Genomic DNA, 26886 nt, shown 5'->3' with positions numbered 1-26886 from the left:
ATCGGCGGCTCGGTGCGTCGGTGGCTCAGCTGCGTCGGTGGCTCAGCTGCATCGGTGGCTCAGCTGCGTCGGCGGCTCAGTGCACAGCTGACGCCGCGTCCGGCGACTGGCCCGGTCCGGGGACCGACGGGGTGGCCGACTGCTCCGCGCCACTGTCCGACCCGACGGCGATGCCGCGCCGCTTGGACAGCCAGACCGCGACGACCACCACGGCCAGGCAGAGCAGCGCGATGCCCACCCGCAGCCCGGTGTTGGCGTGGACGCCGAAGTCGAGCTTGACCACGGCCGGTGCGATCAGCAACGAGACCAGGTTCATCACCTTGAGCAGCGGGTTGATGGCCGGTCCTGCGGTGTCCTTGAACGGGTCGCCGACGGTGTCGCCGATGACCGTGGCCGCATGCGCCTCGCTGCCCTTGCCACCGTGGTTGCCGTCCTCGACCAACTTCTTGGCGTTGTCCCAGGCGCCGCCCGAGTTGGCCAGGAAGACCGCCATCAGCGTGCCTGCGCCGATCGCCCCGGCCAGGTAGGAGCCGAGCGGCCCGACGCCGAGCAGGAACCCGACCGCGATCGGCGCCAGCACGGCCAGCAGCCCGGGAGTCGCCAGCTCGCGCAGCGCGTCGCGGGTGCAGATGTCGACGACGCGTCCGTAGTCGGGCTTCTCGCTGCCGTCCATGATCCCGGGCTTGGACCGGAACTGGTCGCGCACCTCGAAAACCACCGAACCGGCCGAGCGCGAGACCGCGCTGATGGCCAACCCGGAGAAGAGGAACACGACCGCGGCCCCGAGCAACAGGCCCACCAGGTTGTTGGGTTGCGCGATGTCGAGGCTCAGGCTCAGCCCGGACGCCGCCGGCCCGACCTGCTGCACCGCCGTACCGATGGCGTCGGTGAAGGAGCCGAACAGCGCCGTCGCCGCCAGTACGGCGGTGGCGATGGCGATGCCCTTGGTGATCGCCTTGGTGGTGTTGCCGACGGCGTCCAGCTCGGTCAGCACCTGCGCGCCCGCGCCGGTGACGTCCCCGGACATCTCGGCGATGCCCTGCGCGTTGTCCGAGACCGGCCCGAAGGTGTCCATCGCCACGATCACGCCGACCGTGGTCAGCAGCCCGGTCCCGGCCAGCGCCACGGCGAAGAGCGCCAGCGTCAGCGAACCGCCGCCCAGCAGGAAGACGCCGTAGACGGCCGCCCCGATCAGAACCGCCGAGTAGACCGCGGACTCCAGCCCGAGCGAGATCCCGGAGAGGATGACCGTCGCCGGACCGGTCAGCGAGGTCAGCCCGATGTCGCGCACCGGCCGCCGGCTGGTCTCGGTGAAATAGCCGGTCAACTGCTGGATCGCCGCGGCCAGCACGATCCCGATGGCCACGGCCACGAGGGCGAAGACCCGCGGGTTGCCGCCGTGGGCGGTGATGGCGCCGGAGACGCCCTTGAGCTGGGCGAAACTGCCCGGCAGGAAGGCGAAAGCAGCAGCCACGACCAGTGCCAGGGAGACCACCGCGGAGATGAAGAACCCGCGGTTGATCGCCGTCATGCCGGAACGGTCGCCACTGCGCGGCGAGACCGCGAAGATCCCGAGGACGGCGGTGACGACGCCGATGGCCGGCACCAGCAGCGGAAAGGCGAGTCCGACGTCGCCGAAGGCGCTCACGCCCAGGATCAGCGCGGCGACCAGGGTGACGGCGTAGGACTCGAACAGGTCGGCGGCCATCCCGGCGCAGTCGCCCACGTTGTCGCCGACGTTGTCCGCGATCGTGGCGGCGTTGCGCGGGTCGTCCTCGGGGATGCCCTGCTCGACCTTGCCGACCAGGTCGGCGCCGACATCGGCGGCCTTGGTGAAGATCCCGCCGCCCACGCGCATGAACATCGCGAGCAACGCGGCCCCGAAACCGAAGCCTTCCAGCACCTTGGGAGCGTTCTCCCGGTAGATCAGCACCACGATCGAGGCCCCGAGCAACCCGAGCCCGACGGTGAACATGCCGACAACTCCGCCGGTGCGGAAGGCGATCCGCATCGCCCGGTGCGAGACCGCACGGACGTCCGGGGCTTCGCCGGATTCCGCATCAGCTCCCTCGGCGGGCGTCGCCTCCCGGGCCGCCGCCGCGACGCGCACGTTGCTGCGCACCGCGAGCTGCATGCCCACATAGCCGGTCACCGCCGAGAAGGCAGCGCCGACCAGGAAGAAGACGGAGCGTCCGATCCGCTGCGACCAGGTGTCCGCGGGCAGGAGCAGGAGCAGGAGCGGCACGACCACGGCGAACCCGCCGAGGGTACGGAACTGGCGTGCCAGATAGGCGTTGGCGCCTTCCTGCACGGCGGCGGCGATCTGCTTCATGGTGTCGGTGCCCTGGTCCGCTGCCAGTACCTGACGGACCAGCAGCCACGCGACACCCAGCGCGGCTACGGCGATGACGGCGACGATGACGACCACGACCCGGTCGGAACCGGTGAGCACCGCGGTCACCCCTGACGGAGCGCCGGAGAGGTAGAGCCCGGCCATTCGTCCTCCTTGACGTCTGGCTCGTGCGCCGGGCGGGATCCCCAAGTCTTGGGACGAGGAGAGGCGCGGACCACTCGGCAGCGCGGGCAAGGTGGCAGGCGGCGATTGTAGGAATCAGGCGCATGATCAAAACAGGGTATGTGCGGCAATTGGTACAAGCTGCAATAGATGTGACGGATGATTCGACGACGAGAAGCAGCAGGGCGGCCCGAAGTCCTCGGGCCGCCCTGCTGGTTCTGCTCGGTTCCGCACACAGTGCGGTGCACGCGCGCACGGTTCTGGGCATGGTTCGGCGATGTGCGCACGGCGCAGAACAATGCGGAACGGTGCAGATCTGGTTGGCGTGAATCGACCCGCAGTTTGGCGGGATACAAGCGCCTGGCGCTGCGCCCAGCCCCGTCCTGGCCCGCTGGCTGGCTTGCTGGCTGGCTTGCTGGCTTGCTGGCTGGCCGACTACGGCAGGTCGTCGTCCGCCGGATCGGCGACCGGCCAGCTCATCCGGATCAGTCCGCCGTCCTCGTCGTGGCCGATCACCAGGTCGTCGACCAGGCCGCTGATGACAGCGAGGCCCATGGTGTCGTCGGTCGCCTGGTCGCCGTTGCCCCCGGTCCGCGCGCCGGACTTGGCGCTCGTGTTCGCCTCGGCGAACGACAGCGCCTCCTCGGCATTGCTGTCGGCGTGGGCGGTGGCGGGCGTCGGGACGCCGTCGCCGACCTCGATCAGGAAACGCTTCTCCTGCTGGACCAGCTTGACCCGGACCGGGCTCGAGACGCCGTTGCGCTGATGCAGGCCAACGGCCCGCGAGCACGCCTCACCCACGGCGAGGCGGACCTCGTCGAGAATGGACTCGTCGACCCCGGCCTGCCGTGCGACCGCCGCGGCGACCAGCCGCGCCGTACGCACATGCGCCGGGAGCGCGCTGAAACGCAGCTCGACGGTGGCCATATGTGTCCCCCTCGAAAGGTTCAGGTTGTCAGACCGGCCCCGGGAGCAGCCGCTTTCGCGGAAGCTCCCGGGCGCTCCACCACTCAGTCGTTGGCGGCGACGGCCTCGTCCACGGAGCCGTGGATGGGGAACACCTTGGTGAGTCCGGTGATCCGGAAAATCTTGAGGATGCGCTCCTGGTTGCAGACCAGGCGAAGCGAACCCTCGTGGGCACGCACCCGCTTGAGCCCGCCGACGAGCACACCCAGCCCGGTCGAGTCCAGGAAGTCCACACCTTCCATGTCCACGATCAGGTGGTAGTGACCCTCATTGACGAGCTCGACGAGCTGCTCGCGCAGCTTCGGGGCGGTGTACACATCGATCTCGCCCCCAACCTCGACGACCGTGCGGTCGCCGACGGAACGGGTCGACAGGGACAGGTCCACGGAACCTCCAGCACCTTGCCTTGCTTCCATGCCGATCGCGGGGTCGGAAGGTCCCAAGCCCCGTTGCACGGCCGCGATGGCATTCAACCACTTATCGCGAGGCCAACACGACGCCTTGGTGCGAATCTCCATCACCGTGATGACAGACTTGAGGCCAATGACGCCGCGCCCCGAACCGCCCGAGGCCGCTCTCGGCCGCCTTGTGGGCACCCGAGGGCGGCAAGATCGGCTCACCCATACGGAGCACATTCCCGCCCGGGCGGCCCAGTATGCGGACTGGCCCGCAGGCCTCCGCCCGGAGGTGCTCGACGCGATCGCGGCGACGGGCATCGAGCGGCCATGGACACACCAAGCCGAAGCGGCAAATCTGGCGATAAGCGGACAAAATGTGGTTATTGCCACAGGAACCGCCTCGGGCAAGTCGCTGGCCTATCTCGCGCCGGTCCTCAGCGCCCTACTGGAGGGCACCGAGGCCAAGAACGGCCGCGGTGCGACCGGCCTGTACCTCGCACCCACCAAGGCACTCGCCGCCGACCAGCTGCGCCGGCTCGGGGAGCTGCGGTCCGCAGGTGGTGGCGCCGGAGACAGCCGGGGTGATGGCGGAGGCGGCGACGTCAGCCGAGGCGGTGACGTCAGCGGGGACGGCGGAGGCGCTGACGGCGGCGGCACCGGTCCGACGAGGGGCACGCCGCTCTCCCGCGTCCGTGCGGCTGTCTACGACGGCGATACTCCGTTCGAGGAACGCGAGTGGGTACGCCAGTACGCCTCGTATGTGCTCACCAACCCCGACATGCTGCACCGCGGCATCCTTCCCGGGCATGCCCGCTGGGCCTCCTTCCTGCGCGCGCTGCGCTTCGTGGTCATCGACGAGTGCCACGGCTACCGCGGCGTCTTCGGCTCGCACGTCGCCCAGGTGCTGCGGCGGCTGCGGCGGCTCTGCGCCCGCTACGGCGCTGACCCCGTCTTCCTGCTGGCCTCGGCCACGGTGGCCGAGCCTGGACGCAGCGCTGAGCGGCTCACCGGGCTGCCGATGGCGGAGGTGACCGAGGACGGCTCGCCGCGCGGTGAGACCGTCTTCGCCCTGTGGGAGCCGCCGCTGACCGAGCTGTCCGGCGAGCACGGCGCCCCGGTCCGCCGCTCGGCCACCGCCGAGGCCGCCGACCTGCTCACCGACCTCGTGCTCGACGAGACCCGCACGGTGGTCTTCGTCCGCTCCCGGCGCGGAGCGGAGTTGGTGTCCGTCATCGCCCAGGAGCGGCTCACCGAAGCGGTCGGCCACGGTGCCGCCCGGCGGGTGGCGGCCTATCGCGGCGGCTACCTGCCGGAGGAACGCCGGGCGCTGGAGCGCGCCCTGCACTCGGGCGCACTGCTCGGGCTGGCCTCCACCAGTGCCCTCGAGCTGGGCATCGACGTAGCCGGCCTGGACGCGGTCCTGCTCGCCGGGTACCCAGGGACCCGGGCGTCCCTGTGGCAGCAGGCAGGCCGTGCCGGACGCGAGGGCCAGGGCGCACTGGCCGTGCTGATCGCCCGCGACGACCCGCTGGACACCTACCTGGTGCACCACCCCGACTCCCTGTTCCGCCGCCCGGTCGAGTCGACCGTGCTCGATCCGGACAACCCGCACGTCCTCGCCCCGCACCTGTGCGCGGCAGCGGCGGAGCTGCCCCTCACCGAGCCCGCGGACCTGGAACTCTTCGGCCCTTCCGCGCCGATACTCGTGGCACAGCTGGAACGCCGGGGCATGCTGCGACGTCGCGGTGCCGGCTCGTGGTTCTGGACCCGGCGCGAGCGCGCCGCCGACCTGGTCGACATCCGTGGCGAGGGCGGTGCCCCGGTCCGTGTCGTCGAGGCCGACACCGGCCGCCTACTCGGCACCGTCGACGCCGGCTCCGCCCACACCGCAGTCCACACCGGCGCGGTCCACCTGCATCAGGGCCGCACCTACCTGGTCCGCGAACTCGACCTCGAGGACTCGGTGGCCCTCGTCGCCGAAGCCGACCCGCCGTACAGCACCGTGGCGAGGGACACCACGTCCATCACCGTCCTGGAGACGGACCGTCAGGTCGCCTGGGGCGAAGCAGAACTGAGCTTCGGCTCGGTCGAAGTGACCAACCAGGTCGTCTCATTCCTCAAGCGCCGGCTCCTGACGGGCGAGATCCTCGGCGAGACCAAGCTCGACCTGCCGCCGCGCACCCTCCGGACCCGGGCCGTGTGGTGGTCGGTGACGGAGGATCAGCTGGAGGATGCGGCCCTCCTCCCGGAGGAGCTTCCGGGTGCCGCCCATGCGGCCGAACACGCGTCCATCGGCCTGCTCCCCCTTTTCGCCACCTGCGACCGCTGGGACATCGGTGGCGTCTCGGTCCCGCTCCACCCGGACACGGGCCTGCCAACCGTCTTCGTCTACGACGGCCATCCCGGCGGCGCGGGCTTCGCCGAACGCGGCTTCGAGCGCGCCCAGGAGTGGCTGGAGGCCACTCTCCAGGCCATCACCGCCTGCGAGTGCGAACGCGGCTGCCCGTCCTGCATCCAGAGTCCCAAATGCGGCAACGGCAACGACCCGCTCGACAAGGCCGGTGCGATCCGCCTTCTGACGCTGCTGCTTGCCGGCGCTCCGGGGCGGATGCCGGAGGAGGGAGCGGAAGGGACAGCGGAGGCAGCGGTGACGGAGGAGGGTACAACGAAGGCCACGCCGCGGAGCTGAGGTTGCCTCGCGCTCCAGACCGTCCCGACCGGATCACGCCGACCGTCTCTCGTGCCCGGATCACATGGGCACCATGACCGGACCTGCCCGGGCGCGACCGACGGCCGGAGGCAGTCCCGGCACGAAGTCCACCGGTGCGGGCACCGAGACCTCGACCTCCACACTGTCCTCGCTCGCGTCCGCCCGGATCACGCAGGAACGGAGCCTCGCCCCCTGGGCCGAGGCAATAGAGCCAGCATGCGCGCAGGCGCCTCCCGGATCGAGCAGCAGCCGCCCGGCCGCGGCGAGTGCGGCCAGGTCGGCGGCCGCCTCGGCACGATGGCGCGCAGCCACCGCACCGGCGATGCCGAGCGCAGCGGTGGCGGCCAGGGTGAGCAGCAGCGTCAGCCCGAGGAGCCAGACAGTCGCCGACCCACGGTCCCGCACCCTCACCCCCGTCCGGCGTGCTCGCATCACCGGCTGCCTCCCCTCGCACCCGTCAGCGCCGGCTCGCCGGGCTCCCGCTCGGCGACGGCCGTGGCCGAGACCCGGAACGAGAGCAACCCGCCCGGGCCACTGCTGACGGCGGAGACCTCCGCACGCACCATGTCGCCCGCCTCGCTGACAGCCACCGATGCTCCCGGCGGTGCCGCCGCCTGACCCAGCGCGACGGCCTGGGGGTCTCCGCGGGCAGCCGCGCGAGCCGCCTCGCGGGCCGCGTCGACACACCGGACCTGCGCGGAGCCGACCAGCACCGCCCAGAGCAGCAGTGCCGCGATCAGCACCAGGCCGGGTAGGGCCACCGCTGTCTCGGCAGTGGCGTATCCGGCCTCCACTGCCTGCGATCGGCCGCACGCCCACGCTTCAGACGGCACCGAGAGCTCGCCGGATCAGGCCCTGCAGGGCCGAGGAGACCGCCCCGCTCGTGACGATCTTGTAGAGCAAGGCGGCGAAACCGCAGGCAGCCACCGTTCCGACCGCGTACTCAGCGGTCGTCATGCCCGCGTCCGGAGCGCGGCGGCGCAGCCGACAGCGGATCAGGTGCAGGGTGTGCAGCGCCCAGACCTGGGCCACGCAGAGCGCGAACCAGAGCAAGGCCCGGCAGCGCCTCGCGAACAGCCGAACCATCGGCGCCGGCCGTGGCGTCGTTGGCCGAGCGAAGGGCCTGCCCGTGGCGCGGACTTCGGGTGAGGTGGTCATGGTCCCCTCCGGGTGTGTTGCGGGTGTGCGGTGTGTTGCGGGTGCCCGATGAGTTGTGTGCGGTGAGTTGTGGGCGGGCCAGTGGTGCGTTGCATGCAGGTGATGCGTCGGGTGGATCGGACGACCGCTGCGTGAGCCGTGGTCGCGCGCGAGTGGGCCGCCGATCAAATGCGGCTCAGGAAGCTCCCGGCGAGGCCCGTGACCACGGGCACGACGCCCACCAGGACGAAGGCGGGAAGGAAGCAGAGCCCGAGCGGTGCCGTCGCCAGCACCCCTGCCCTGCGGACACGTGCCTGGGCCTCGCGCGCGGCCGCAGCTCGCGCCGCATCCGCCAGTCGGGCCAGGCCGGCGGCAGGCGGCGCGCCGCTGGCTGCAGCACGGGCGAGGCAGCGGCCCAGCGGCGCCAGCGCCGGCTCGACCGTGCCCAGCCGTTCCCAGCAGGCCTCCGGGTCCGCGCCCATGGACAGTTCCGTGGCCGCCGCGGCCAATCGGCCGGCCATGGGCTGGGGTATTGCCTTCGCCACGGCTGCGGTGGCCGCGTCCGGCGGGCACCACGACGAGAGGCACCCCGCCAGCAGGTCTGCGGCAAGGGGAACTTGTTCACGCAGCGCGATCGCCTCCCGGCGCTGTCGCTGTTGCGTGCGGTTCGGCGGCGTGGGCAGCCAGCGCAGGCCGGCCGACGCAAGGACGACTCCGAGCATCCACCCGGCCATCCCACCGACCAGCAGCGCCGCCCCCAGGCCGACCACGCCGGAAGCCAGCATGGGCACCGGCCGCTCCCGGTGACGCACCGTCACTACCCGTGCAGACTCAGGGTCCCTGAGGTTGTCGCCTGCTGTGACCTGCCCGACCCCGGTCACGCTGGGAGAGAGTCCAACAGAGCGGACTCGCCGTCGGACCCGTCGTTGCCGCCGGCGTAGGCCGACCGCGACCAGCGTGGCCGTCAACCCGCTGAACAGGGCAGCGAGTGTCACCACCCCGCTCATACAGTGAACTCCGCGCTGTGCGCGATTCTGGCCGTCCAGACGAGGCCCGCAGCTTCGAGGGCCGCGCCCAGCGTCAGGCAGAACAGACCAGGCCCCGTGTGCAGGAGCACGCGTACCGGGTCCGCACCGAGGGCCGCTCCCAGCACGATCCCGAAGAGCGGTAGCAGGGCCAGCAGGACCGCCGTCGAACGCGGACCGGCGAGTTCGGCCCGAACGCTCTCCCGCAGCGCGCGTTCGGCGCGCAGGCCCTCCGCGACCCGGTCCAGCCCGTCGGCAAGCCCGGCGCCGCTGGCCGAGGACACCTGCCAACACGCGGCCGCCCCTGCGGCACCCTCCGCACCGGGCAGTTCGGCCAGATGAATCAGCGCGGCCTCGACCGAGCCGCCGAAGCGAACAGCCGCCAGCAACCCGGTGAAGTCCAACACGTCGCCGTGCGGCACACCCTCGAACGCCATCTCCACCGCCTGGTGGGCTGTTGCCCCGGTGCGCAACTCCCCGGCGAGTGCGGCGCAGAGTTCCACCACGGCCGCTCTCCGGCGCTCGCAGAGGAGTTGTTCGCGCCTCCTGCGGCGCAACCGAAGCACCGGCCAGACCGCGGCGGCACCGATGAACACCGGGACGGGCGATGCCGTCACCCAGGCCACCGCGCCGCTCAAGGGCACCAGCAGCATCTCGACCGGAAGTCTCCGCCTCGCCCACCGGAACGCTCGCCGGAAGCGGCCCGCAGGAACGACCGCCGCATGCGGATAGAGCCGGCACTGTCGTTGCCTGGCCTCGTCGCGTCGAGCCAGCCACCAGGCGCAGCCGCCCAGCAGACACATCACCAGGACCGATGCCGCCGTGTGGAGTGCCGACCAGCTCGACCAGGGCTCGCTGTTCACCGCGTGCCGCCCTTGCCGCCGTCGGACCAGGGTGCACGCAGCCCACCACAGCGCTCCGAGAGCTGATCCCAACCCGGTCCCGGCTGCGCGGGGCCGGCATGCGGGAAGCTGACAGCGGGGACGGAGGTCACCCATCCCTCCGGGCTTCGGCTCGGCACGCAGACCTCGGCCACGCGTCGCTGGCCGCCGGGCCCACGCACCAGGTGGATCACTGCATCAAGCGCCGACCCGAGCTGGCTGTGGACGGCGTCCCGGCCGAGTCCCGCCGTCGCCGCGAGCGCTTCGAGCCGCGCCGGCACGTCCTCGGCGGCATTGGCGTGGACCGTGCCGCACCCGCCCTCGTGCCCTGTGTTGAGCGCGGCAAGCAGGTCCAGCACCTCCGCACCGCGCACCTCGCCGACGACCAGTCGGTCGGGGCGCATGCGCAGGGCCTGGCGGACCAGGTCACGCAGTCCGACGCCACCGGCGCCCTCCTGGTTCGGCGGACGGCCCTCGAGCCGGACCACATGCGGGTGGTCGGGAAGCAGTTCGGCGGAGTCCTCCACCACTACCAACCGCTCCTGCGCCGGAACCAGGCCGAGCAGCGCCGCGAGCAACGTCGTCTTTCCGGTACCCGTCCCGCCCGAGATCACGAAAGCCAGGCGGTTGTGCACCAGCGCCCGGAGCAGACCGGCTCCCCAGGCCGTGAGCGATCCCGCTGTCGCAAGCTCCTCCAGGGTGAACGGACGGGCCCGGCTGACGCGGAGCGAGATCAGGGTGCATCCGACCGCGACGGGCGGGAGCACCGCGTGCAACCGGACCCCCTGCGGCAACCGGGCGTCCGTCCACGGGCGCGCGTCGTCAAGGCGGCGGCCCGCCGTGTGGGCGAGGCGCTGGGCCAGTCGCCGGACGGCCGCCTCGTCCGGGAAGCGCACCTCACGGGCCCGCTGGAGACCGTAACCACGGTCGACCCAGACCTCACGCGGCCCGTTGACCAGGACGTCGGTGACCTGAGGGTCGGTCAGCAGTGCTTCCAGCGGGCCCGCTCCGACCATCTCGGCGCGCAGTTCCCTGACGATCTCCAGGACTTCGGTGTCGCCGTACGGGCGTCCTTGGGCCCGCAGCGCGGCCGCGACTCCCGCCGTGGTCGGAGCGACACCGGCCTCCGCGAGACGGAGCCGAACGGCGTCGAGCAATGTGGCGGAGGCGACGGTCCTGCTGGCCGTCGTGGCAGTGCGGGACCCGGTCGTGTGCCTGCTCATGCCGCCACTCCCTCGTCGTCGATGCCGCCTCGCCGACCACCGTCGCCGTGGGTCGTGCCCTTGCCACCGGTCGCCTTGCCGCCGCCGGACCTTGTGGCCCTGTGCGCGCCGCGAGCGGAGTCCGCCCGGCCGGAGCCCAGGCCTGCGCCCGCCAGAGCCTCCGTCAGAAACGCCGTACAGAACCGGCCGAGCGGACCCTTGGGCCGAGCCCCCGGGGGCCGTCCGCACTCCAGGTCCGCGGTCAGGCCCGGCTCCGGTCCGAGCTCGCCCGCCAGCGGAAGCCGCAGCCCACGGGCCACCTCCTCACCCGTCATCCCGCTCGGGGAGGGACCACGGACGACCGCGCGCAGATCCGAGAGGCGCATGCCCACCGAAGCAGCGACGCGGCTGGACGCCGCCATCGCGCGCAGCTCACCGGGAACCACCAGCAGCCCAAGATCGGCCTGCTCCAGGGCCTCGGCCGCCGCCGCGTCGATCCGCCGCGGCAGGTCCAGGACGACCACGCCCCCGCGCCTTCGCGCCGCCCCGAGGACCGTGCGCACGGCCTCGACCGGGATCGTGAGCCTGTCGCCACGGTCCCAACTGAGCGCGGCCAACCGGTGCACCCGCGGCAGGGACTGTTCCAACTCGACCGCATTGACCCGCCCACGTGACGCGGCCAGGTCCGGCCATCGCAAGCCGACGGCCTCCTCGCCGCCGAGCAACACGTCCAGCCCGCCACCCAACGGATCGACGTCGACGAGCACGGTGCGTCGGCCCTCACGCGCGGCGGTGACCGCAAGGGCGCAGGCCAGGGTCGACGCGCCCGCGCCACCGCGCCCGCCGAGGACCGCCACCGTCAGGGCCGGAGCACCAGCCCCCTCGGCCGCGTCGGCCACCCGGTCGAGCAACCAGGGCTCGCAGTCCGGGAGGAAGACGACCTGCTCGGCGCCGAGCGAGACGGCCTTCTGCCAGACCCCGCCGTCGTCCAGATCGGAACCGACCAGCACCACGCCAGGGCGGCGGGACACGGCCGACATCCGCTCGGCGACATCCACACCGACGAGGACGAGAGGCGCCGACTCCCATACCTGGCGCGGCGGCGGGGCACCGCAGACCACCTGCGGCTCGGCCCCTGCGGCAGCACAGAGCTTGAGCAGAGCCTCGATCAACTCGTCGTCCTCCGTGACGATCAGCGGCCCGCGAGAACCTGCACCGACAGCGTCGTAAGGCTCCGCGACGTGCGAGGCAGCGGGCTCGGCGGCCACCGCGGGCTCCGACCGGTCCAAGGGCCCCGAAGAGGCTCCGGAGGTCAGCCCGGAAGGCGGTTCTGCAGGTGGCTCGGCGGACGGCCCTACGGGCGGCAGTGCGTCCATGACGACTCCCTCGTGCGACGTGCTGGGAACGCCGGTTGCGGCGTGGATTCAGCGTGCTGGGAATTCGCAGGAGGCGCGTGGTCCGGTTGGCAATCTGTGGACAACCAAGGGGGTGTGGAAAACTCGGCCACTCTGGAGGCTGAGTTATATGTCAGGAAGTTGACTAGGAAGTGCCTGACGCCCTGCGCGACCACAACACCACCACTGTGGTAAAGCACCGTGACGAAGTCGCTGGGACTTCTTACAAATGCGAGGATGGATCGCGTTCCGTTCAGACCGGAACGGGTAAGCCCGGTATGGGCATCGACGCGGTTCCCGGTAGGCCGTCAGGAGCCCGATCCCGCCGAACCGCGGCAGCACGGGCATCAACGCAGGTGACAGCAGCTCTGCGGCGGGAAAATCCCCCAGGAACACCGGCCGACGAAATGGGCCGGGACGTGCGACGACCCCCGCCGGGGGGGAGAGCGGGGGTCGTCCTCCACAGCCCGACTCGGGGGGGGAGGAGTCGAGCTGGGTTAGCACGGTCGCGAACGATCCGTGACTTCCATGGTGTACCCGAAGGCCTTCTCAAGCAAACCCACGCGCCATGCCTTGACCCGAATGGTTGCCACATATCCTCGACGTCGTGGAAAACCACTCGCAGCCGCGCCGTCCGACCCGTCAAGCCGCCTTCTTCGACCTGGACAAGACCGTGATCGCCAAGTCCAGCGCCCTCGCCTTCAGCGGACCGCTGTACCGCGGCGGACTGATCAACCGCAGGGCGGTGCTCAAGAGCGCCTACGCTCAGTTCGTCTTCCTGGCCGGCGGCGCCGACCACGACCAGATGGAGAAGATGCGCCAGTACCTCTCGTCGCTGGCTCGCGGCTGGAACGTGGCCCAGGTACGGGAGATCGTTGCCGAGACACTGCACGATCTGATCGACCCGTTGATCTACGACGAGGCTGCCTCGCTGATCGAGGAGCACCACGCGGCCGGGCGGGACGTGGTGATCGTCAGCAGTTCCGGCTCCGAACTGGTAGAGCCCATCGGCGAGATGCTCGGCGCGGACCATGTGATCGCCACCCGGATGGCCGAGGAGGACGGCTGCTACACGGGAGAGATCGACTTCTACGCCTACGCCGCGAACAAGGCCGTGGCGATCCGCGCACTGGCCGAGACCGAGGGCTACGACCTGGAGCGCAGCTACGCCTACAGCGACTCCGCCACCGACCTTCCCCTGTTGGAAGCGGTTGGCAATCCCTTCGCGGTCAACCCGGACCGCGCACTTCGGCGAGAGGCGAACGCTCGCGGCTGGCCGGTCCTCGTGTTCAACCGCCCGGTCCAGCTGCGGGAGCGCAGCGCCTCCCTCGCGGTGACCAGCAGGCCGGTCCTCGCCGCGGCGGCGTTCGGGGCAGCGGTCACGGCGGCGGGTCTGGTCTGGTACGCCGCACGGCGCTCCGGCCGCACGGACGGTTCGTGACCGCGCCCGTTTCCCCGCCGCTCACAAGCCGAAGGTAAAGAACTGGGCCCCCGGGTTCCGCTTCGGTGTGATCCGCGCTACAAATGAGGTACGGCCCGCGAGACCAGATGGCTAACCTCAGACGGCGACGTTGAAAGGACCCATCGAGCGTCAGGCCACACGGACCGCGCACAGCCTCCGGGCACCCACGTGCAGCCGACCCACGATCTGGGCCGCCGCACCCGGCGAACGGGCACAGCTCCCCGCCGGATGGGCAAAGACAAGGCGCACGCATGGTCACTTGGACCCTGTGCCAGCGGCGGCATCCGAGGATGCCGCCGCAACCCTGTGCGGGCCCGGTGGTTGTCGAGGCCCGTTACGCCATCCCCCGCTGCATGGCCTCGCAGACCGCCGTGCTCTCGCGCACGCCGAGTCGCAACGCCTGGGCGCAGTGGATGATCCAGGCGGCCATGCCCTCGCCGGTGCCCGAGGCGTAGCCGGCCAGCGCGGCGCGGTAGGCGTCGGTGCCGAGTTCGGCCAGGCCGACCTCCATCGGGCAGATCGCCTTCGGGTCCAGACCCTCCGCGATCAGCACGATCCGCTGTGCGGCACGCGCCACCAGCCCGTTCACGCTCACAAAGGGCCGCAGGGTCATCAGTTCACCCTGGACCACGGCGGCCACGACGAGAGCCGGAGCCGTTCGCTCGTTCGGGTGTTTCGTGCCACCGCGGCTGGCCAAGAGTTGCGCCAAGGTGTCCAATCGTGCCGAGACCTCGGCGACTGGGGGCGCCGGAGGCAGCGAGAAGTCGGACAGCGGCGGCACGTCGGGCCGCGTCTCGGGCTTCTCGGTCGCGACCACCTGGTGTCGGAACAGCTCCTCGGAGGGCTCTCCGTTCTGCCGTGGTCGACCCACGGCGGTGCCGGTCGCGTCGCCGACCGCCAACAGGTGCAGGCGGGCCAACACCTGGAGCGGCGAGTGCCGCCAGGTGCCGAGCAGTTGTCCCGCCTCGACGCCCAGCCGAAGCGCGCCACCGACAAGGCGCGCCTCAGGGTCCTGACCGTAGTCGGTGCGCCGACGCACCTCCTCCAGCGGCCAGTCCGCGCCCTCCAGCGCGGCCGACGCACGGGCGCCGCGCAACGCGGCCTCGGAGGTGACCTCGTCGGCCCGGCGACGCATCACTCGGTGGCCGTAGAGACGGTCGACGGCCCGACGCGCCTCGGCGACGGCCTCGGCGACGCCCGGCAGCTCGCCCAGGGGCGCCAGCGGGTCTGCGGACCCGGAAGGTGAAGGGGTGCTCGTGCTCACCGAACTGACATTACGGAACGAGCGGGACTACTGAGCCCGCTTGGGGACGTGGGGTGCATCACCCGAAAGAGTCAAGGATCTGTGAAACCGGATCTCCGGGCATGAGCACGTCGCTACGATAGCCGCTATCGGTGACGATAACGGTTCCCAATAAGTCGGATGGCCTGGGCCGGTCGTCAGCCGCCTCCATCTGTGCTCACCGCACCTCGCACGCGCCTCCGACCGGAGCTCCCATGAAGATCGCTTTCGTCGGCAAGGGTGGCAGTGGCAAGACCACGCTGTCCTCGCTGTTCATCCGCCACCTGGCCACCGCCGGGAGCCCGGTGATCGCGGTGGATGCCGACGTCAACCAACATCTGGGCGCGGCCCTGGGGCTCAGCCAGGAGGAGTGCGCAGCGCTGCCCTCGCTGGGTGCCCAGATCCCGGCCATCAAGGAGTACCTGCGCGGACAGAACCCGCGCATTGCCGACGCGGCGTCAATGATCAAGACCACGCCGCCCGGTCGGGGGTCGCGGCTCCTGCGCATCGTCGAGGAGAACCCGATCTACCAGCTCTGTGCCCGCCCCGTCTCGGTGGACGGCGCCTCCCTCCGGCTGATGGCCACCGGCGCCTTCGAGGAGGAGGACCTCGGGGTCTCCTGCTACCACTCGAAGGTCGGCGCGGTGGAGCTCTGCCTCAACCACCTCGTCGACGGCCCCGGCGAGTACTGGGTGACCGACATGACCGCCGGCGCCGACTCGTTCGCCTCCGGCCTGTTCACCCGCTTCGACCAGACCTTCCTGGTCTGCGAGCCCACCCTGAAGGGCGTCTCGGTCTACCGCCAGTACCGGGACTACGCGGCCGACTACAGCGTCCGGCTGCACGTGATCGGCAACAAGGTCGAGCACGATGACGATCTGGCCTTCCTCCGCGAGGAGTTGGGCGACGCACTGGTCGCCGCTTTCCATCGCTCCACCTGGGTCCGGCGGACGGAACAGGGCCGCGCGCCGGCCTTCTCCGAGCTGGAGCCCGTCAATGCCGCCGTGCTGCGCACGCTGCAGGAGACCGCGGACGCCGCCCACGCCGAGCGCGACTGGGCCCGCTGGACCGCCCAGTCCGTCTCCTTCCACGTTCGCAATGCCGAGAGTTGGGGCAACGAAAAGACCGGCGCAGACCTGGCCGCGCAGGTGGACCCGGACTTCGTCCTCAGCGAGGAACTGCTCCCACTGCCGGAGCCGCTCGGGGTCTGAGCTGACGCTGCGCCCGCGAGCACCACAGGCGCTCGCACCTGCTCACACGGGTGAACTTGAGGCGCCGGAGCTGCAAGAAGGTAAAGGTTTCATTACTCTTCATTTACCGATTCTTGGCTCACTCGTGGCACACCCCGCCGCGCCGTCCTCACCCACAGGAGACGCGACCCATGCAGAGAACGCAGAACGCCGAGCCCCTCACACCTTGCCCGCTGTCCCCGCCGCCGGCATCGGTGCAGTCCCCACCGATGCCGGCGGAGACCGACTCCCTGACGGGGGTCCGAGACTTCCAGCAGCACACAGCTCCGCTGCTGCGCCCCGAGCTGGCCCGGCTCGCACAGGAGGGGCAGACGCCGTCACAGCTCTTCATCACCTGCGCGGACTCCCGCATGGTGCCGAACGTGATCACCAACAGCGGCCCCGGAGACCTGTTCACCGTCCGCAACATCGGCAACCTGGTCCCACCGACCACGGACGACAGCGTCTTCGCCGCAGTGGAGTACGCCGTTGACGTCCTGTCAGTCCGAGACATCGTGGTCTGCGGCCACTCGGGCTGCGGAGCGATGCAGTCGCTGCTCCACGGCGCGCACCGCAGGGACGGCCGCGCCGTCACTCCGCTGACCCGCTGGCTGCGCCATGGTCAGGACTCGCTGCACCGGGTGCGTCACCAGCCCGCCCGCTTCCACGGTCGGCCGCCGTCGACCGACCCGCTGGAGCGGCTGTGCCTCACCAATGTGGTCCAGCAGTTGGACAACCTGCGCGCCCATCCGAGCGTCACCCGCAAGACTGATTCGGGCGAACTCCGCCTGACCGGCCTCTACTTCGAACTGACCACGGCGCAGACCTATGTGTGGTCGCGGCGCAACCATGGATTCCGACCGGTCACACCACGTCTGGGCAGCGCCGCCTGACCGGACGACGGACGGAGGCGCGCTCCTCGTCAGCCCCGGATCCGGGCTGCGGTGGCCCCTGGTCCCTGGCTGCTCCGGGGCCACCCCAGGAAAGGTCTACACCAATTTTAGCCGGGGCCTTGTCAGCACCCCCATCGACCTGGTGAGCTGTCCCACGAAATCAGGACGAAACCCGATGAGGAGTGTTGCGTTGAGCAGCAATGAGAGCCTGGCGAACCTGCTCAAGGAGGAGCGGCGGTTCGCCCCTCCCGCAGCGCTCGCAGCAGCCGCCAACGTCACCGCCGACGCCTATGCCGAGGCCAAGGCCGACCGGCTGGGCTTCTGGGCCGAGCAGGCCCGACGGCTGAGCTGGGCCAAGCAGCCCACCGAGACCCTGGACTGGTCCAACCCTCCCTTCGCCAAGTGGTTCGCTGACGGCGAGCTCAACGTCGCCTACAACTGCGTGGACCGCCACGTCGAGGCCGGCCTGGGCGACCGGGTCGCGATCCACTTCGAGGGCGAGCCCGGCGACTCCCGCGCCATCACCTACGCCCAGCTCAAGGACGAGGTCTCCAAGGCGGCCAACGCACTGCTGGAGCTCGGCCTCGCCAAGGGCGACCGGGTGGCGATCTACATGCCGATGATCCCGGAGGCCGTCGTCGCAATGCTGGCCTGCGCCCGGATCGGCGCGCCGCACTCGGTGGTCTTCGGAGGCTTCTCCGCCGACGCCGTGGCGTCCCGGGTCCAGGACGCGGACGCCAAGCTCGTGATCACGGCCGACGGCGGCTACCGCCGCGGCAAGCCGGCCGCTCTCAAGCCGGCCATCGACGAGGCGCTGACGCAGTGCCCGCAGGTCGAGCACGTGCTGGTGGTGCGCCGCACCGGTCAGGAGACCTCGTGGACCGAGGGCCGGGACGTCTGGTGGCACGAGATCACGGAGCGTCAGTCCGCGGAGCACGCGCCCGAGGCGCACGCGGCCGAGCACCCGCTCTTCATCCTGTACACCTCGGGCACCACGGGTAAGCCCAAGGGCATCCTGCACACCACCGGTGGCTACCTGACCCAGGCCAGCTACACCCACAACGCCGTCTTCGACCTCAAGCCGGAGACCGACGTCTTCTGGTGCACCGCCGACATCGGCTGGGTCACCGGCCACTCGTACATCGTCTATGGGCCGCTCTCCAACGGCACCACCCAGGTCATGTACGAGGGCACCCCCGATACCCCGCACCAGGGCCGCTTCTGGGAGATCGTCCAGAAGTACGGGGTCACCATCCTCTACACCGCCCCCACCGCGATCCGCACCTTCATGAAGTGGGGCGACGACATTCCCACCAAGTTCGACCTGTCCTCGCTGCGGTTGCTGGGCAGCGTCGGCGAGCCGATCAACCCCGAGGCGTGGGTCTGGTACCGCGAGCACATCGGCGCCGGCCGCACCCCGATCGTGGACACCTGGTGGCAGACCGAGACCGGCGCCATGATGATCAGCCCGCTGCCGGGCGTGACCGAGACCAAGCCCGGTTCGGCCCAGGTGCCGCTGCCCGGCATCTCCGCCACCGTGGTCGACGACGACGCCAACGAGGTGCCGAACGGCTCCGGCGGCTACCTGGTACTGACGGAGCCCTGGCCGTCGATGCTCCGCACCATCTGGGGCGACGACCAGCGCTACCTCGACACCTACTGGTCCCGGTTCGAGGGCCGCTACTTCGCCGGTGACGGCGCCAAGAAGGACGAGGACGGCGACATCTGGCTGCTCGGCCGGGTCGACGACGTCATGCTGGTCTCCGGCCACAACATCTCGACCACCGAGGTTGAGTCGGCGCTGGTCTCGCACCCGCAGGTCGCCGAGGCAGCGGTCGTCGGTGCGGCCGACGCCACCACCGGCCAGGCCATCGTCGCCTTCGTCATCCTGCGCGGCACTGCGCAGGACTCCGAGGAGCTCGTCGCCGAGCTGCGCGACCACGTGGGCCGGGTGCTCGGCCCGATCGCCAAGCCGAAGCGCGTTCTGACGGTCAGCGAACTGCCGAAGACCCGCTCCGGCAAGATCATGCGCCGCCTGCTCCGCGACGTGGCCGAGAACCGTGCCGTGGGTGACGTCACGACCCTGGCGGACTCCACCGTCATGGATCTGATCCAGAGCAAGCTCCCCTCCGCACCGAGCGAGGACTGAGCCCCAGCTGGCCCCGGCACCGTCAGGTGCGCCCGGGCGCTGCGACCGTGACGAGCAGTCGCGGCCGTGGCGCCCGACGCCGCCCGTTGCTCCCGCCCGTTCGGCGAGTGACGGCCGCGCTTCTGTCGCATTTCCGTAGCATGTGACAACACAGCATGTGACAAAACGGATGAATGCGACAGAAGTGAGGTGCCCCGAGTGACGAGCGCCCCGCCACGGTCGCCGCGCCCGCAGTTCCTGGCCCGGCTGCCCCTGCCCGAGCGCGCGTTCCTCGCGGACGCCCTCCGGGCCGAGACGGTGGGCGGTGTCCTCCTGCTGATCGCCGCCGTGGCGGCACTCGTCTGGGCCAACGCCTGGCCTCACGCCTACGAGACGGTCCTCGAGTACACCGTCGGGCCCAGCAAACCGCTCCATCTGCACCTCCCGCTGGAGACCTGGGCCAACGACGGGTTGCTCTCCGTCTTCTTCTTCGTCGCCGGCATCGAGCTCAAGCGTGAGCTGGTCGTCGGGGAGCTCAGGGATCCTCGGGCTGCCGTGCTGCCGGTCGTCGCGGCCGTCTGCGGGGTGGCTCTGCCCGCGATCATCTACGCCCTCGCCAACTCCGGCTCGGGTGGCCACCCGGGCGGTTGGGCCATCCCCACCGCCACCGACATCGCCTTCGCCCTGGGCGTGCTGGCCGTCGTCGGGTCGCACCTACCGTCGGCCCTGCGGGCGTTCCTACTGACCCTGGCGGTGGTGGACGACCTGATCGCGATCCTGATCATCGCGATCTTCTACAGCTCGGGCATCAAGCTCTGGGCACTCGGCCTCTCGCTGCTGGGCCTGATCGCCTTCTACTTCCTCCACCGGGCCCGGGTGCACGGCTGGTACCTCTACGTACCGCTGGCGGTCGTGATCTGGGCGCTGATGCACGAGAGCGGCGTGCACGCCACCGTGGCCGGCGTCGCCATGGGTCTGATGCTGCGGGTCACCAAGGACCCGGGCGAGGAGCACTCCCCCGGCGAGCACGTCGAACATCTGGTCCGCCCCTACTCGGCCGGGTTCTGCGTGCCGGTGTTCGCGCTCCTCGCCGCGGGCGTCTCGGTCAGCGCGCACTCGCTGGTCCAGGTCTTCACCACCGCAGCCCCGCTGGGCGTGATGGCGGGCCTGATCCTGGGCAAGAGCCTCGGTGTCTTCGGCGGGACCTGGCTGGCCGCGCGGTTCACCCGGGCAGAGCTCAACCCGGAGCTGGAATGGGCGGACCTCTTCTCGATCTCGGTGCTGTCCGGGATCGGTTTCACCGTCTCACTGCTCATCTCGGAGCTGGCCTTCTCCGACAACGCCGACCTGGTGGAGCGGTCCAAGGCGGCAGTTCTGGTCGGTTCGCTGATCTGCGCCGTGGCAGCAGCCGTGTTGCTACGGGGGCGCAACCGCAAGTACCAGCGTCTCTGTGACGAAGAGGACGCCGAGACGGCGTAGTGTCCGGTGGTGACGTACCGTCGGGTAGCGGCATGATCTGATAGAGCAACAGCCAGCATCCGACGGCGACACGTCACAGGATCAGCATGAGGAGAAGCGACATGGCCGCTCCCGAGACCGGGACCGAGCGCACGGTGGGACAGCTGTTCGCTTCCGCGAGCGCCGATCTTTCGGCGTTGGTCCACGACGAGATCGCGCTCGCCAAGCAGGAGATCAAGAAGGACGTCATCCGGGGCGCGGCCGGCGGCACGGCGGGCGTGGTCGCGGCAGTGATCCTGCTGGCCTCGATCCCGATGTTCAGCTTCGCGGCGGCCTACGGGATCCACTCGAGCGGCCTCGGGCTGGTCTGGTGCTTCCTGATCACGGGCGGCGCCTTCGTCGTGATCGCGCTCATCGCGGCCTTCTTCGCGTACCGCGCGTTCCGGAAGCTCTCCCCGCCGGAGCGCACCATCGCGGGCGCCAAGGCCACCGTCGACGTGCTGAAGAGCGCCAAGCCGCACGCGGCTCCGGTGCCCCTTGGGGACGGCCACAAGGCGATCACGCGCTGACGTCGCTCGAACGGCCACGCAGACCGTGTCTTCTCCGCGGGTCTGACTTCTCCGCGGTTCCGGCCTCTCCGCGGTTCTGGCCTCTCCGGGAGGCTGACTTCTCCGGGGCTGACTCGTCCGGGCGGTTGACTCGTCCGAGCGGCAACGTGTGACACGCTCTACTCATGGCCTTCGACCCAGCCGTCTCCAGCTCCGATACCTTCGACCCGCGCATCGAGGGTCCGTGGACGCACCGTGACGTCGCCGCCAACGGCGCCCGGTTCCACATCGCCGAGGCGGGCGAGGGACCGCTGGTCCTGCTGGTCCACGGCTGGCCGCAGTTCTGGTGGGCCTGGCGGCATCAACTGACCGCGCTGGCCGACGCCGGGTACCGGGCGGTCGCGGTGGACCTGCGGGGCGTCGGCGGCAGCGACCGCACCCCGCGCGGCTACGACCCGTCCAACATGGCGCTGGACCTCACCGGGGTGATCCGGTCGCTCGGCGCGCACGACGCGACCCTGGTCGGACACGACTGGGGCGGCTTCCTGGCCTGGACGGCGGCGGCGATGCGCCCGGCACTCGTCCGACGGCTCGTGGCGGTCTCCAGCGCCCACCCACGCCGCCTCCGGCGCGCACTGCTGACCGACCGACGCCAGATCATGGCCGCGGAGCACCTGCTCGGCTTCCAGCGGCCGTGGGTGCCCGAGCGACAGCTGGCCGCCGACGACGCGGCCCTGGTCGGACAGTACCTGACCGAGTGGAGCGCTCCGGGCCACGAGCCCGACAAGGAGGAGCTGATCGCCTACCGGCAGGCGATCATGCTGTCGAACTCGCGGCACTGCTCGATCGAGCCCTACCGCTGGCTGATGCGTTCCATGGGCCGACCGGACGGCCTGCAGTTCTCCCGGCGCATGAACCGGACGCTGCACGTGCCCACCCTGCACGTGCACGGCGCGGACGACCCGGTGCTGCTGGCCGGCACGGCTGCGGGCTCGGCCGCGTACGTCGACGCGCCGTACACCTGGCAGGTGCTCGACGGGGTCGGCCACTACCCGCACGAGGAGGCCCCGGAGGTCTTCAACGAGCTGTTGTTGGGCTGGCTCAAGGAGTCGGTGTAGTCGGACCGACCTCGACCGACCGACCTCGACCGAACCGACCTCGACCGGCCAACTGTGACAGATCGACCGCGATTGGTCGCGCCCGGTGCGACAGTCCGTCAGTATGTGAATACGCCTCGCGCATAGGCCGATTGGAACCTTTGCTCGGGGTTACCGACCAAGCGGTGCGGGCATCGTGGCTTTATGAGCTGGATGCACGACCGCGCCCTCGCGCCCCGAAACCGTCGCCGCTCGCAGCAACGCTCCGCGGTGACCGGCCCAGCCGGAATCGCCGACGGGGCCGCCGCCGCTCATGTTCCGGACACAGCAACGGAAGTGACGCTGCTGGAGCCTGCCGGCCACGTCGGGATCCCACGTATCCTCGGCCGCCGCGCCCGCTGGGTGACCTCCCGCCTGCGGCAACGCTGACTGCGGAGGTCGCCCCAGGCTGGACAAGCCAGGAAAGCCGGGCAAGCCGAGATGGCCAGGCTGGCCGCGCGCCGACGGTGCGTCAGAGTGAGTGCGGCGACAGGGCGGTGAACCAGAGCAGCGCGATGGTGCCGACTCCCATCAGCGGCACCAGGATCTCGGTTTCCAGCTTGTTGCCGCTGCTCTTGATGATCTCGATCTCGTAGCGCGTCTTCAGCGGCCAGAGCCAGGGGGCGCCCATCTTCGTGATGGAGTCTCCGAGCAGGTGGGCGACGCAGCCCAGGCCGACCGCGTAGGGGAGCCAACCCGGCGCCGAGGGAATGAACTTGTCGATCACGCCGGTGCCGATCGCGGCCATGGCCACGATCGTGCCCCAGGCGTTGAAGCCGTGGCCGGGCGGGCAGAGGTTGAGCGCGCGGATGGCCATCGCCAACAGGAAGAACGTCATGCCCAGCGTGAAGTCGCGGCCGAGGTAGGTCACACCGGCCCACGTCCCGGCGGTCATCAGCGCCACGAAGAAGATCGAGTGGGTGGCGTGCCGGTGGCCGCCCGAGATCCAGGCGACGAAGCGGCAGAGCGTCTTGCTGATCGGGCCAAGGAAGTTGGCAATGGTGCCGTCGTGGTGGTCCAGGTCGGGCAGGAGCGCGGCGCCCGCGCAGAGCACCGTGCCCATCAGGATCTCCTGCGGCTGCAGATGAGCGTGCATCACCAGGGGCGGCAGGTAGGGGGCGGTGGCCGCGAAGAGCAGTGCCCCGCTCACCGCGTGCGAGTGGCCCATCATGACTGTTCGTCCTCCCCAAGCCGCGCAGTCTTCGCTGCGCGTCGCCGCCCTCGGCTGACGCCTTCTCACGCCCGCCCGCGCCCGACCGTACCAGGAAGATCGGACAGGGCCGAGGGTCCACCTGATCAGGGCTCAGCGGACATGCGGCGCCCCGCCTCGAGGGGCCACGACCTCATCAGAGCGCGCAGGACTCCGTGTTGACCGACGAGGTCAGGTCCTCGCCCTGGAGCGCGTCGGACTGGACCTCGTCGGCGGTGAGCGCGTAGCCGGTCTGCGCGTCGTCCAGGGACTTGGCGAAGACCACGCCGTAGACCTCGCCGTCCGGAGTGAGCAGCGGCCCACCGGAGTTGCCCTGACGGACCGTCGAACGGATCGAGTAGACGTCGCGGCTCACCGTGCCACGGTGGTAGATGTCCGGGCCGTTGGCCTGGATCCGGCCACGGATGCGGGCGGCCTGGACGTTGAACGGACCGTTCTCCGGGAAGCCGGCGACGATGGCGTCCACGCCGGAGTCGGCGCTGCCGGCGAAGGTGAGCGAGGGCGCGTTGAGCCCGGGGACGTCCAGGATGGCGATGTCACGCTGCCAGTCGTAGAGAACGACGTGCGCGTCGTAGGTGCGGTTGCCCAGGCGGACCGTGGAGGTGGTCACGCCGCCGACGACATGGGCGTTGGTCATGACCCGCTCCGGGGCGTAGACAAAGCCGGTGCCCTCGATCTCCTTGCCGCAGGAAGGGGCGGTACCAAGGACCTTGACGATGCTCTGGCGCGCGGTTCGGACGCCCGTGCTGTTGACCAGGCGCGGGTCCGGAGCCGGGACGTCGGTGATCGGCTCGGTCTGGAACGGGTCGAAGACCTGCGGGAACCCGTTGCGGGCCAGCGTCGCGGTGAAGTTGGAGAACCAGGAGGGCGCGTCGGCAGGCAGTACGTCCTGGACCGTGGCGAGCACCTTGGACGTCCGCACCTGGTGGGCGACGGTGGGCAGGGAGGTGCCCGCCAGCGCCGACCCTATGAGCCAGGCGACCAGCAGCATGGCGACCACGTTGACCATCGAGCCACCGACGGCGTCGGGAACGCGGGCCCGGCTGCGGCCGATCCTGCCACGCAGCTTCCAGCCCCAGTGCGTGGTGAAGGCCTGGCCGCAGGCGGCGAAGACGATCACCACCACGACCGCGACGACCGAGGAGACGACGCCGGGCGAGAGGTGGGTGAGCAACTGCGGCAGCAACTGCACGGCGAGCACGCCGCCGCCGAGGAAGCCCAGGACGGAGAGGACGCCCACGACGAAGCCCTGGCGGTAGCCGCTCACAGCGAATCCGACGGCGGCCAGGAGCAGCAGGACATCAAGGACGTTCACCCGGCTACCTTGCCATGCGTGACGAATGGAGCGCAGGCCCCTCCCCAGCCTGTGGACAACTCGTGACCCCCATGAGATCTGTGCCGGGCTGGGGCCGCCGCCGCCCCCGAGCCGGCCCCCGCGCCCGACGACGGGTCAGTGACCTCCGAGGGGCGTCCCCTGCTCCAGGGCGCGAGCACGCGCCTGCTCCTCCGGTGAGGCGAAGAGCGAGGCGTCGCCGAGCTCGACCTCCTGGCCGTTGTCCCACGGACGTTCCCAGCCCGCGTGGTGGAGCAGGCGGTCGATGACGCCTGCGGTGAAGCCCCAGATCACATGACCGTCGATCCGGAACGCCGGGCCGCGGAAGCCGCTGGGATGCCGGAGCCGGGCCCGGTTGGCCGGGTCGACCAGCCGTGCGACCGGGACCCGGAACACCTCGGCGACCTCGCCCTCGTCCACCGGCGCGACCGGGACGGGGGTGTGCCACCAGCCGAGCACCGGCGTGACGACGAAGTCGCTCACCGGGATGTAGAGGTCCGGCAGCACCCCGAAGACCTGCACGCCCGACGGATCGAGGCCGGTCTCCTCCCAAGCCTCGCGCAGCGCGGCGCGGATCCGGCCCTCCCCGGCCGGGTCACCGTCCTCGGGGTCGAGTGCGCCTCCGGGGAACGAGGGCTGTCCCGCATGCGAACGGAGCCGCCTGGCGCGCTCGATCAGCAACAGGTCCGGGCCGCTGCCCGGTTGCGGTTGCTCACCGAAGAGCACCAGGACCGCCGAGCGACGGCCACCCTGCTCCGGCGGCAGGAACCGGCTCAGCTGCGTCGGCTCGATCCGCTCCGCGACGTCGCGGACGGGGACCAGCCACTCCGGGATGCCCTCCCGCTCGACCTTTGCGGATGCCCCGGGGCCGGTCCAGGTGCCGCTCACGCAACCACCTCGGCGGCGCTGTCGGCGGCGGGACCGCCATGGGCCGCCGCACGGGCAGCCGCCTCGCCGGGGTAGTCGGACGGCGGCCTGAGCCGCTGGCCGGGCTGGCCGCCCTTCTCGTACTTGAGCAGCTTCTCGGCCTTCACCGGGTCGGTCTCGCCCGTGCCATAGGAGGGGCAGAGCTGGGCGATCGGGCATGCCCCGCAGGCGGGCTTCCGGGCGTGGCAGATCCGGCGGCCGTGGAAGACCACGCGGTGCGACAGCATGGTCCACTCGCTCTTCTCGACGAGCTCACCGACCTCCTGCTCGACCTTGACCGGGTCCTCGGAGGTGGTCCAGCCGAACCGCAGGGCCAGCCGCCCGAAGTGGGTGTCGACGGTGATGCCGGGGACGCCGAAGGCGTTGCCCAGAACGACGTTCGCCGTCTTGCGCCCGACGCCCGGCAGCGTCACCAGGTCCTCCAGACGACCGGGCACCTCGCCGCCGAAGTTGTCGCGCAGCGCGGCGGAGAGGCCGAGCAACGACTTGGCCTTGTTACGGAAGAAGCCGGTCGGGCGGATCAGCTCCTCCATCTCCTCGGGATTCGCGCCCGCCATCGCCTCCGGCGTCGGGTACTTGGCGAAGAGCGCGGGCGTGGTCTGGTTCACCCGCAGGTCCGTCGTCTGCGCGGAGAGGACGGTCGCCACCAGGAGTTGGAAGGGGCTGTCGAAGTCCAGTTCGGGGTGCGCGTACGGATACACGTCCGCCAACGCCCGGTTGATCCTCCTCGCTGCCCGCACTTTCGCCAGATGCGTTGTCGGGAACGGTGCCTTCTTGAACCCCGGCCCACCGGCAGCACCAGCGGTCACGGACACGCCACTCTTCGCCATACCCGCCAGAGTACGACCCCGCACCGACGCCCATGGGCAAGGTCGGACAGCATCACCTTGAGGCCCTCACCACGATCCGGTGGTCCACGCTGCCCCGCGCCTGGGCTGAGGCTGCGGCAGTGTCAAATGACGGTCCAGGTGTCGTGGCCGGTGAGGAGGGCTTCGAGGTCGCCGGGGCCCTGGGTGGCGACGGCCTGGTCGAGTTGCTGGTTGAGTTGCCGG

23 protein-coding genes are annotated in these 26886 nt (G+C 70.7%); 8 read left to right on the top strand and 15 right to left on the bottom strand.

Annotation, left to right across the window (positions count from 1 at the left end):
• Positions 1–76: 76 nt before the first annotated feature.
• From ABH928_RS17195 to ABH928_RS17185, 3 genes are all read right to left on the bottom strand, one after another.
• Entirely contained in the window at positions 77–2497 is a 2421-nt protein-coding gene (locus tag ABH928_RS17195) for a sodium-translocating pyrophosphatase (RefSeq protein ID WP_370067185.1), read from the bottom strand.
• A 453-nt stretch (positions 2498–2950) separates the two neighbouring features.
• Positions 2951–3442: an ATP-binding protein gene (locus ABH928_RS17190; protein WP_370067183.1), complete on the bottom strand. Its 492-nt coding sequence runs from the start codon at positions 3440–3442 to the stop codon at positions 2951–2953.
• Between the two features lie 83 nt (positions 3443–3525).
• The gene (locus tag ABH928_RS17185) at positions 3526–3867 is read right to left on the bottom strand and encodes an STAS domain-containing protein (protein WP_042373473.1); all 342 of its coding nucleotides are present in this window, start codon (positions 3865–3867) and stop codon (positions 3526–3528) included.
• A 157-nt stretch (positions 3868–4024) separates the two neighbouring features.
• On the opposite strand from ABH928_RS17185, the gene ABH928_RS17180 reads away from it, so the two are divergent.
• A complete protein-coding gene (locus tag ABH928_RS17180) occupies positions 4025–6568 on the top strand; it encodes a DEAD/DEAH box helicase (RefSeq protein WP_370067181.1) in 2544 nt (847 codons plus the stop codon).
• 60 nt (positions 6569–6628) lie between these two features.
• Here the strand turns inward: ABH928_RS17180 and ABH928_RS17175 are convergent, their stop codons facing one another.
• The 7 genes from ABH928_RS17175 to ssd all read right to left on the bottom strand — a co-directional run bounded on the left by ABH928_RS17175 (position 6629) and on the right by ssd (position 12102).
• Positions 6629–6994 carry an Rv3654c family TadE-like protein gene (locus ABH928_RS17175; protein ID WP_370067179.1) on the bottom strand — a complete coding sequence of 122 codons (366 nt, stop codon included), beginning with the start codon at positions 6992–6994 and terminating at the stop codon, positions 6629–6631.
• Positions 6995–7020: 26 nt separating this feature from the next.
• A complete protein-coding gene (locus ABH928_RS17170; RefSeq protein ID WP_370067176.1) occupies positions 7021–7383 on the bottom strand; it encodes a TadE family type IV pilus minor pilin in 363 nt (120 codons plus the stop codon).
• Positions 7384–7411: 28 nt separating this feature from the next.
• Positions 7412–7675 (bottom strand): DUF4244 domain-containing protein, encoded by a 264-nt coding sequence (locus ABH928_RS17165; protein ID WP_370067174.1) that lies wholly within the window; start codon positions 7673–7675, stop codon positions 7412–7414.
• Positions 7676–7911: 236 nt separating this feature from the next.
• The gene (locus ABH928_RS17160; RefSeq protein WP_370067572.1) at positions 7912–8511 is read right to left on the bottom strand and encodes a type II secretion system F family protein; all 600 of its coding nucleotides are present in this window, start codon (positions 8509–8511) and stop codon (positions 7912–7914) included.
• 218 nt (positions 8512–8729) lie between these two features.
• The gene (locus ABH928_RS17155) at positions 8730–9404 is read right to left on the bottom strand and encodes a type II secretion system F family protein (protein WP_370067172.1); all 675 of its coding nucleotides are present in this window, start codon (positions 9402–9404) and stop codon (positions 8730–8732) included.
• Positions 9405–9610: 206 nt separating this feature from the next.
• A complete protein-coding gene (locus tag ABH928_RS17150; RefSeq protein ID WP_370067170.1) occupies positions 9611–10855 on the bottom strand; it encodes a TadA family conjugal transfer-associated ATPase in 1245 nt (414 codons plus the stop codon).
• Positions 10852–12102, bottom strand: coding sequence for a septum site-determining protein Ssd (gene ssd / locus ABH928_RS17145; protein ID WP_370067168.1), 1251 nt, complete (start codon positions 12100–12102; stop codon positions 10852–10854). The genes ABH928_RS17150 and ssd overlap by 4 nt, the downstream gene beginning before the upstream one ends.
• Before the next feature lie 721 nt (positions 12103–12823).
• Here ssd and ABH928_RS17140 point away from each other — a divergent pair.
• A complete protein-coding gene (locus ABH928_RS17140; RefSeq protein ID WP_370067570.1) occupies positions 12824–13669 on the top strand; it encodes an HAD family hydrolase in 846 nt (281 codons plus the stop codon).
• A 355-nt stretch (positions 13670–14024) separates the two neighbouring features.
• Here ABH928_RS17140 and ABH928_RS17135 read toward each other — a convergent pair whose 3' ends face one another.
• The gene (locus ABH928_RS17135; protein ID WP_370067166.1) at positions 14025–14954 is read right to left on the bottom strand and encodes an oxidoreductase; all 930 of its coding nucleotides are present in this window, start codon (positions 14952–14954) and stop codon (positions 14025–14027) included.
• 233 nt (positions 14955–15187) lie between these two features.
• On the opposite strand from ABH928_RS17135, the gene ABH928_RS17130 reads away from it, so the two are divergent.
• The 6 genes from ABH928_RS17130 to ABH928_RS17105 all read left to right on the top strand — a co-directional run bounded on the left by ABH928_RS17130 (position 15188) and on the right by ABH928_RS17105 (position 22346).
• Positions 15188–16183 (top strand): ATP-binding protein, encoded by a 996-nt coding sequence (locus ABH928_RS17130; protein WP_370067164.1) that lies wholly within the window; start codon positions 15188–15190, stop codon positions 16181–16183.
• A 248-nt stretch (positions 16184–16431) separates the two neighbouring features.
• Positions 16432–17094: a carbonic anhydrase gene (locus ABH928_RS17125; protein ID WP_370067161.1), complete on the top strand. Its 663-nt coding sequence runs from the start codon at positions 16432–16434 to the stop codon at positions 17092–17094.
• Positions 17095–17284: 190 nt separating this feature from the next.
• On the top strand, positions 17285–19243 hold the full coding sequence (gene acs, locus ABH928_RS17120) for an acetate--CoA ligase (protein ID WP_370067159.1): 1959 nt from the start codon (positions 17285–17287) through the stop codon (positions 19241–19243).
• Positions 19244–19441: 198 nt separating this feature from the next.
• Complete coding sequence (nhaA, locus tag ABH928_RS17115; RefSeq protein WP_370067157.1) at positions 19442–20701, top strand: Na+/H+ antiporter NhaA; 1260 nt, start codon at positions 19442–19444, stop codon at positions 20699–20701.
• A gap of 101 nt (positions 20702–20802) precedes the next feature.
• The gene (locus ABH928_RS17110; RefSeq protein ID WP_370067155.1) at positions 20803–21249 is read left to right on the top strand and encodes a phage holin family protein; all 447 of its coding nucleotides are present in this window, start codon (positions 20803–20805) and stop codon (positions 21247–21249) included.
• A 164-nt stretch (positions 21250–21413) separates the two neighbouring features.
• A complete protein-coding gene (locus ABH928_RS17105; RefSeq protein WP_370067153.1) occupies positions 21414–22346 on the top strand; it encodes an alpha/beta fold hydrolase in 933 nt (310 codons plus the stop codon).
• 490 nt (positions 22347–22836) lie between these two features.
• On the opposite strand, the gene ABH928_RS17100 is transcribed toward ABH928_RS17105, so the two are convergent.
• The 4 genes from ABH928_RS17100 to nth form a co-directional block, all read right to left on the bottom strand.
• Entirely contained in the window at positions 22837–23535 is a 699-nt protein-coding gene (locus ABH928_RS17100) for a metal-dependent hydrolase (protein WP_370067151.1), read from the bottom strand.
• 175 nt (positions 23536–23710) lie between these two features.
• Positions 23711–24889 carry a MarP family serine protease gene (locus ABH928_RS17095; RefSeq protein ID WP_370067149.1) on the bottom strand — a complete coding sequence of 393 codons (1179 nt, stop codon included), beginning with the start codon at positions 24887–24889 and terminating at the stop codon, positions 23711–23713.
• Positions 24890–25024: 135 nt separating this feature from the next.
• The gene (locus ABH928_RS17090; protein ID WP_370067147.1) at positions 25025–25795 is read right to left on the bottom strand and encodes a CoA pyrophosphatase; all 771 of its coding nucleotides are present in this window, start codon (positions 25793–25795) and stop codon (positions 25025–25027) included.
• A complete protein-coding gene (nth, locus tag ABH928_RS17085; RefSeq protein WP_370067145.1) occupies positions 25792–26664 on the bottom strand; it encodes an endonuclease III in 873 nt (290 codons plus the stop codon). Before nth ends, ABH928_RS17090 begins: the two co-directional genes overlap by 4 nt.
• Positions 26665–26886 lie beyond the last annotated feature (222 nt).

Origin of the sequence: Streptacidiphilus sp. MAP5-3 (assembly GCF_041262505.1) — a bacterium.
Lineage (GTDB): Bacteria > Actinomycetota > Actinomycetes > Streptomycetales > Streptomycetaceae > Streptacidiphilus.
The sequence above is the reverse complement of the archived record's forward strand: the minus strand, read 5'-3'. Positions and strand labels throughout refer to the sequence as shown.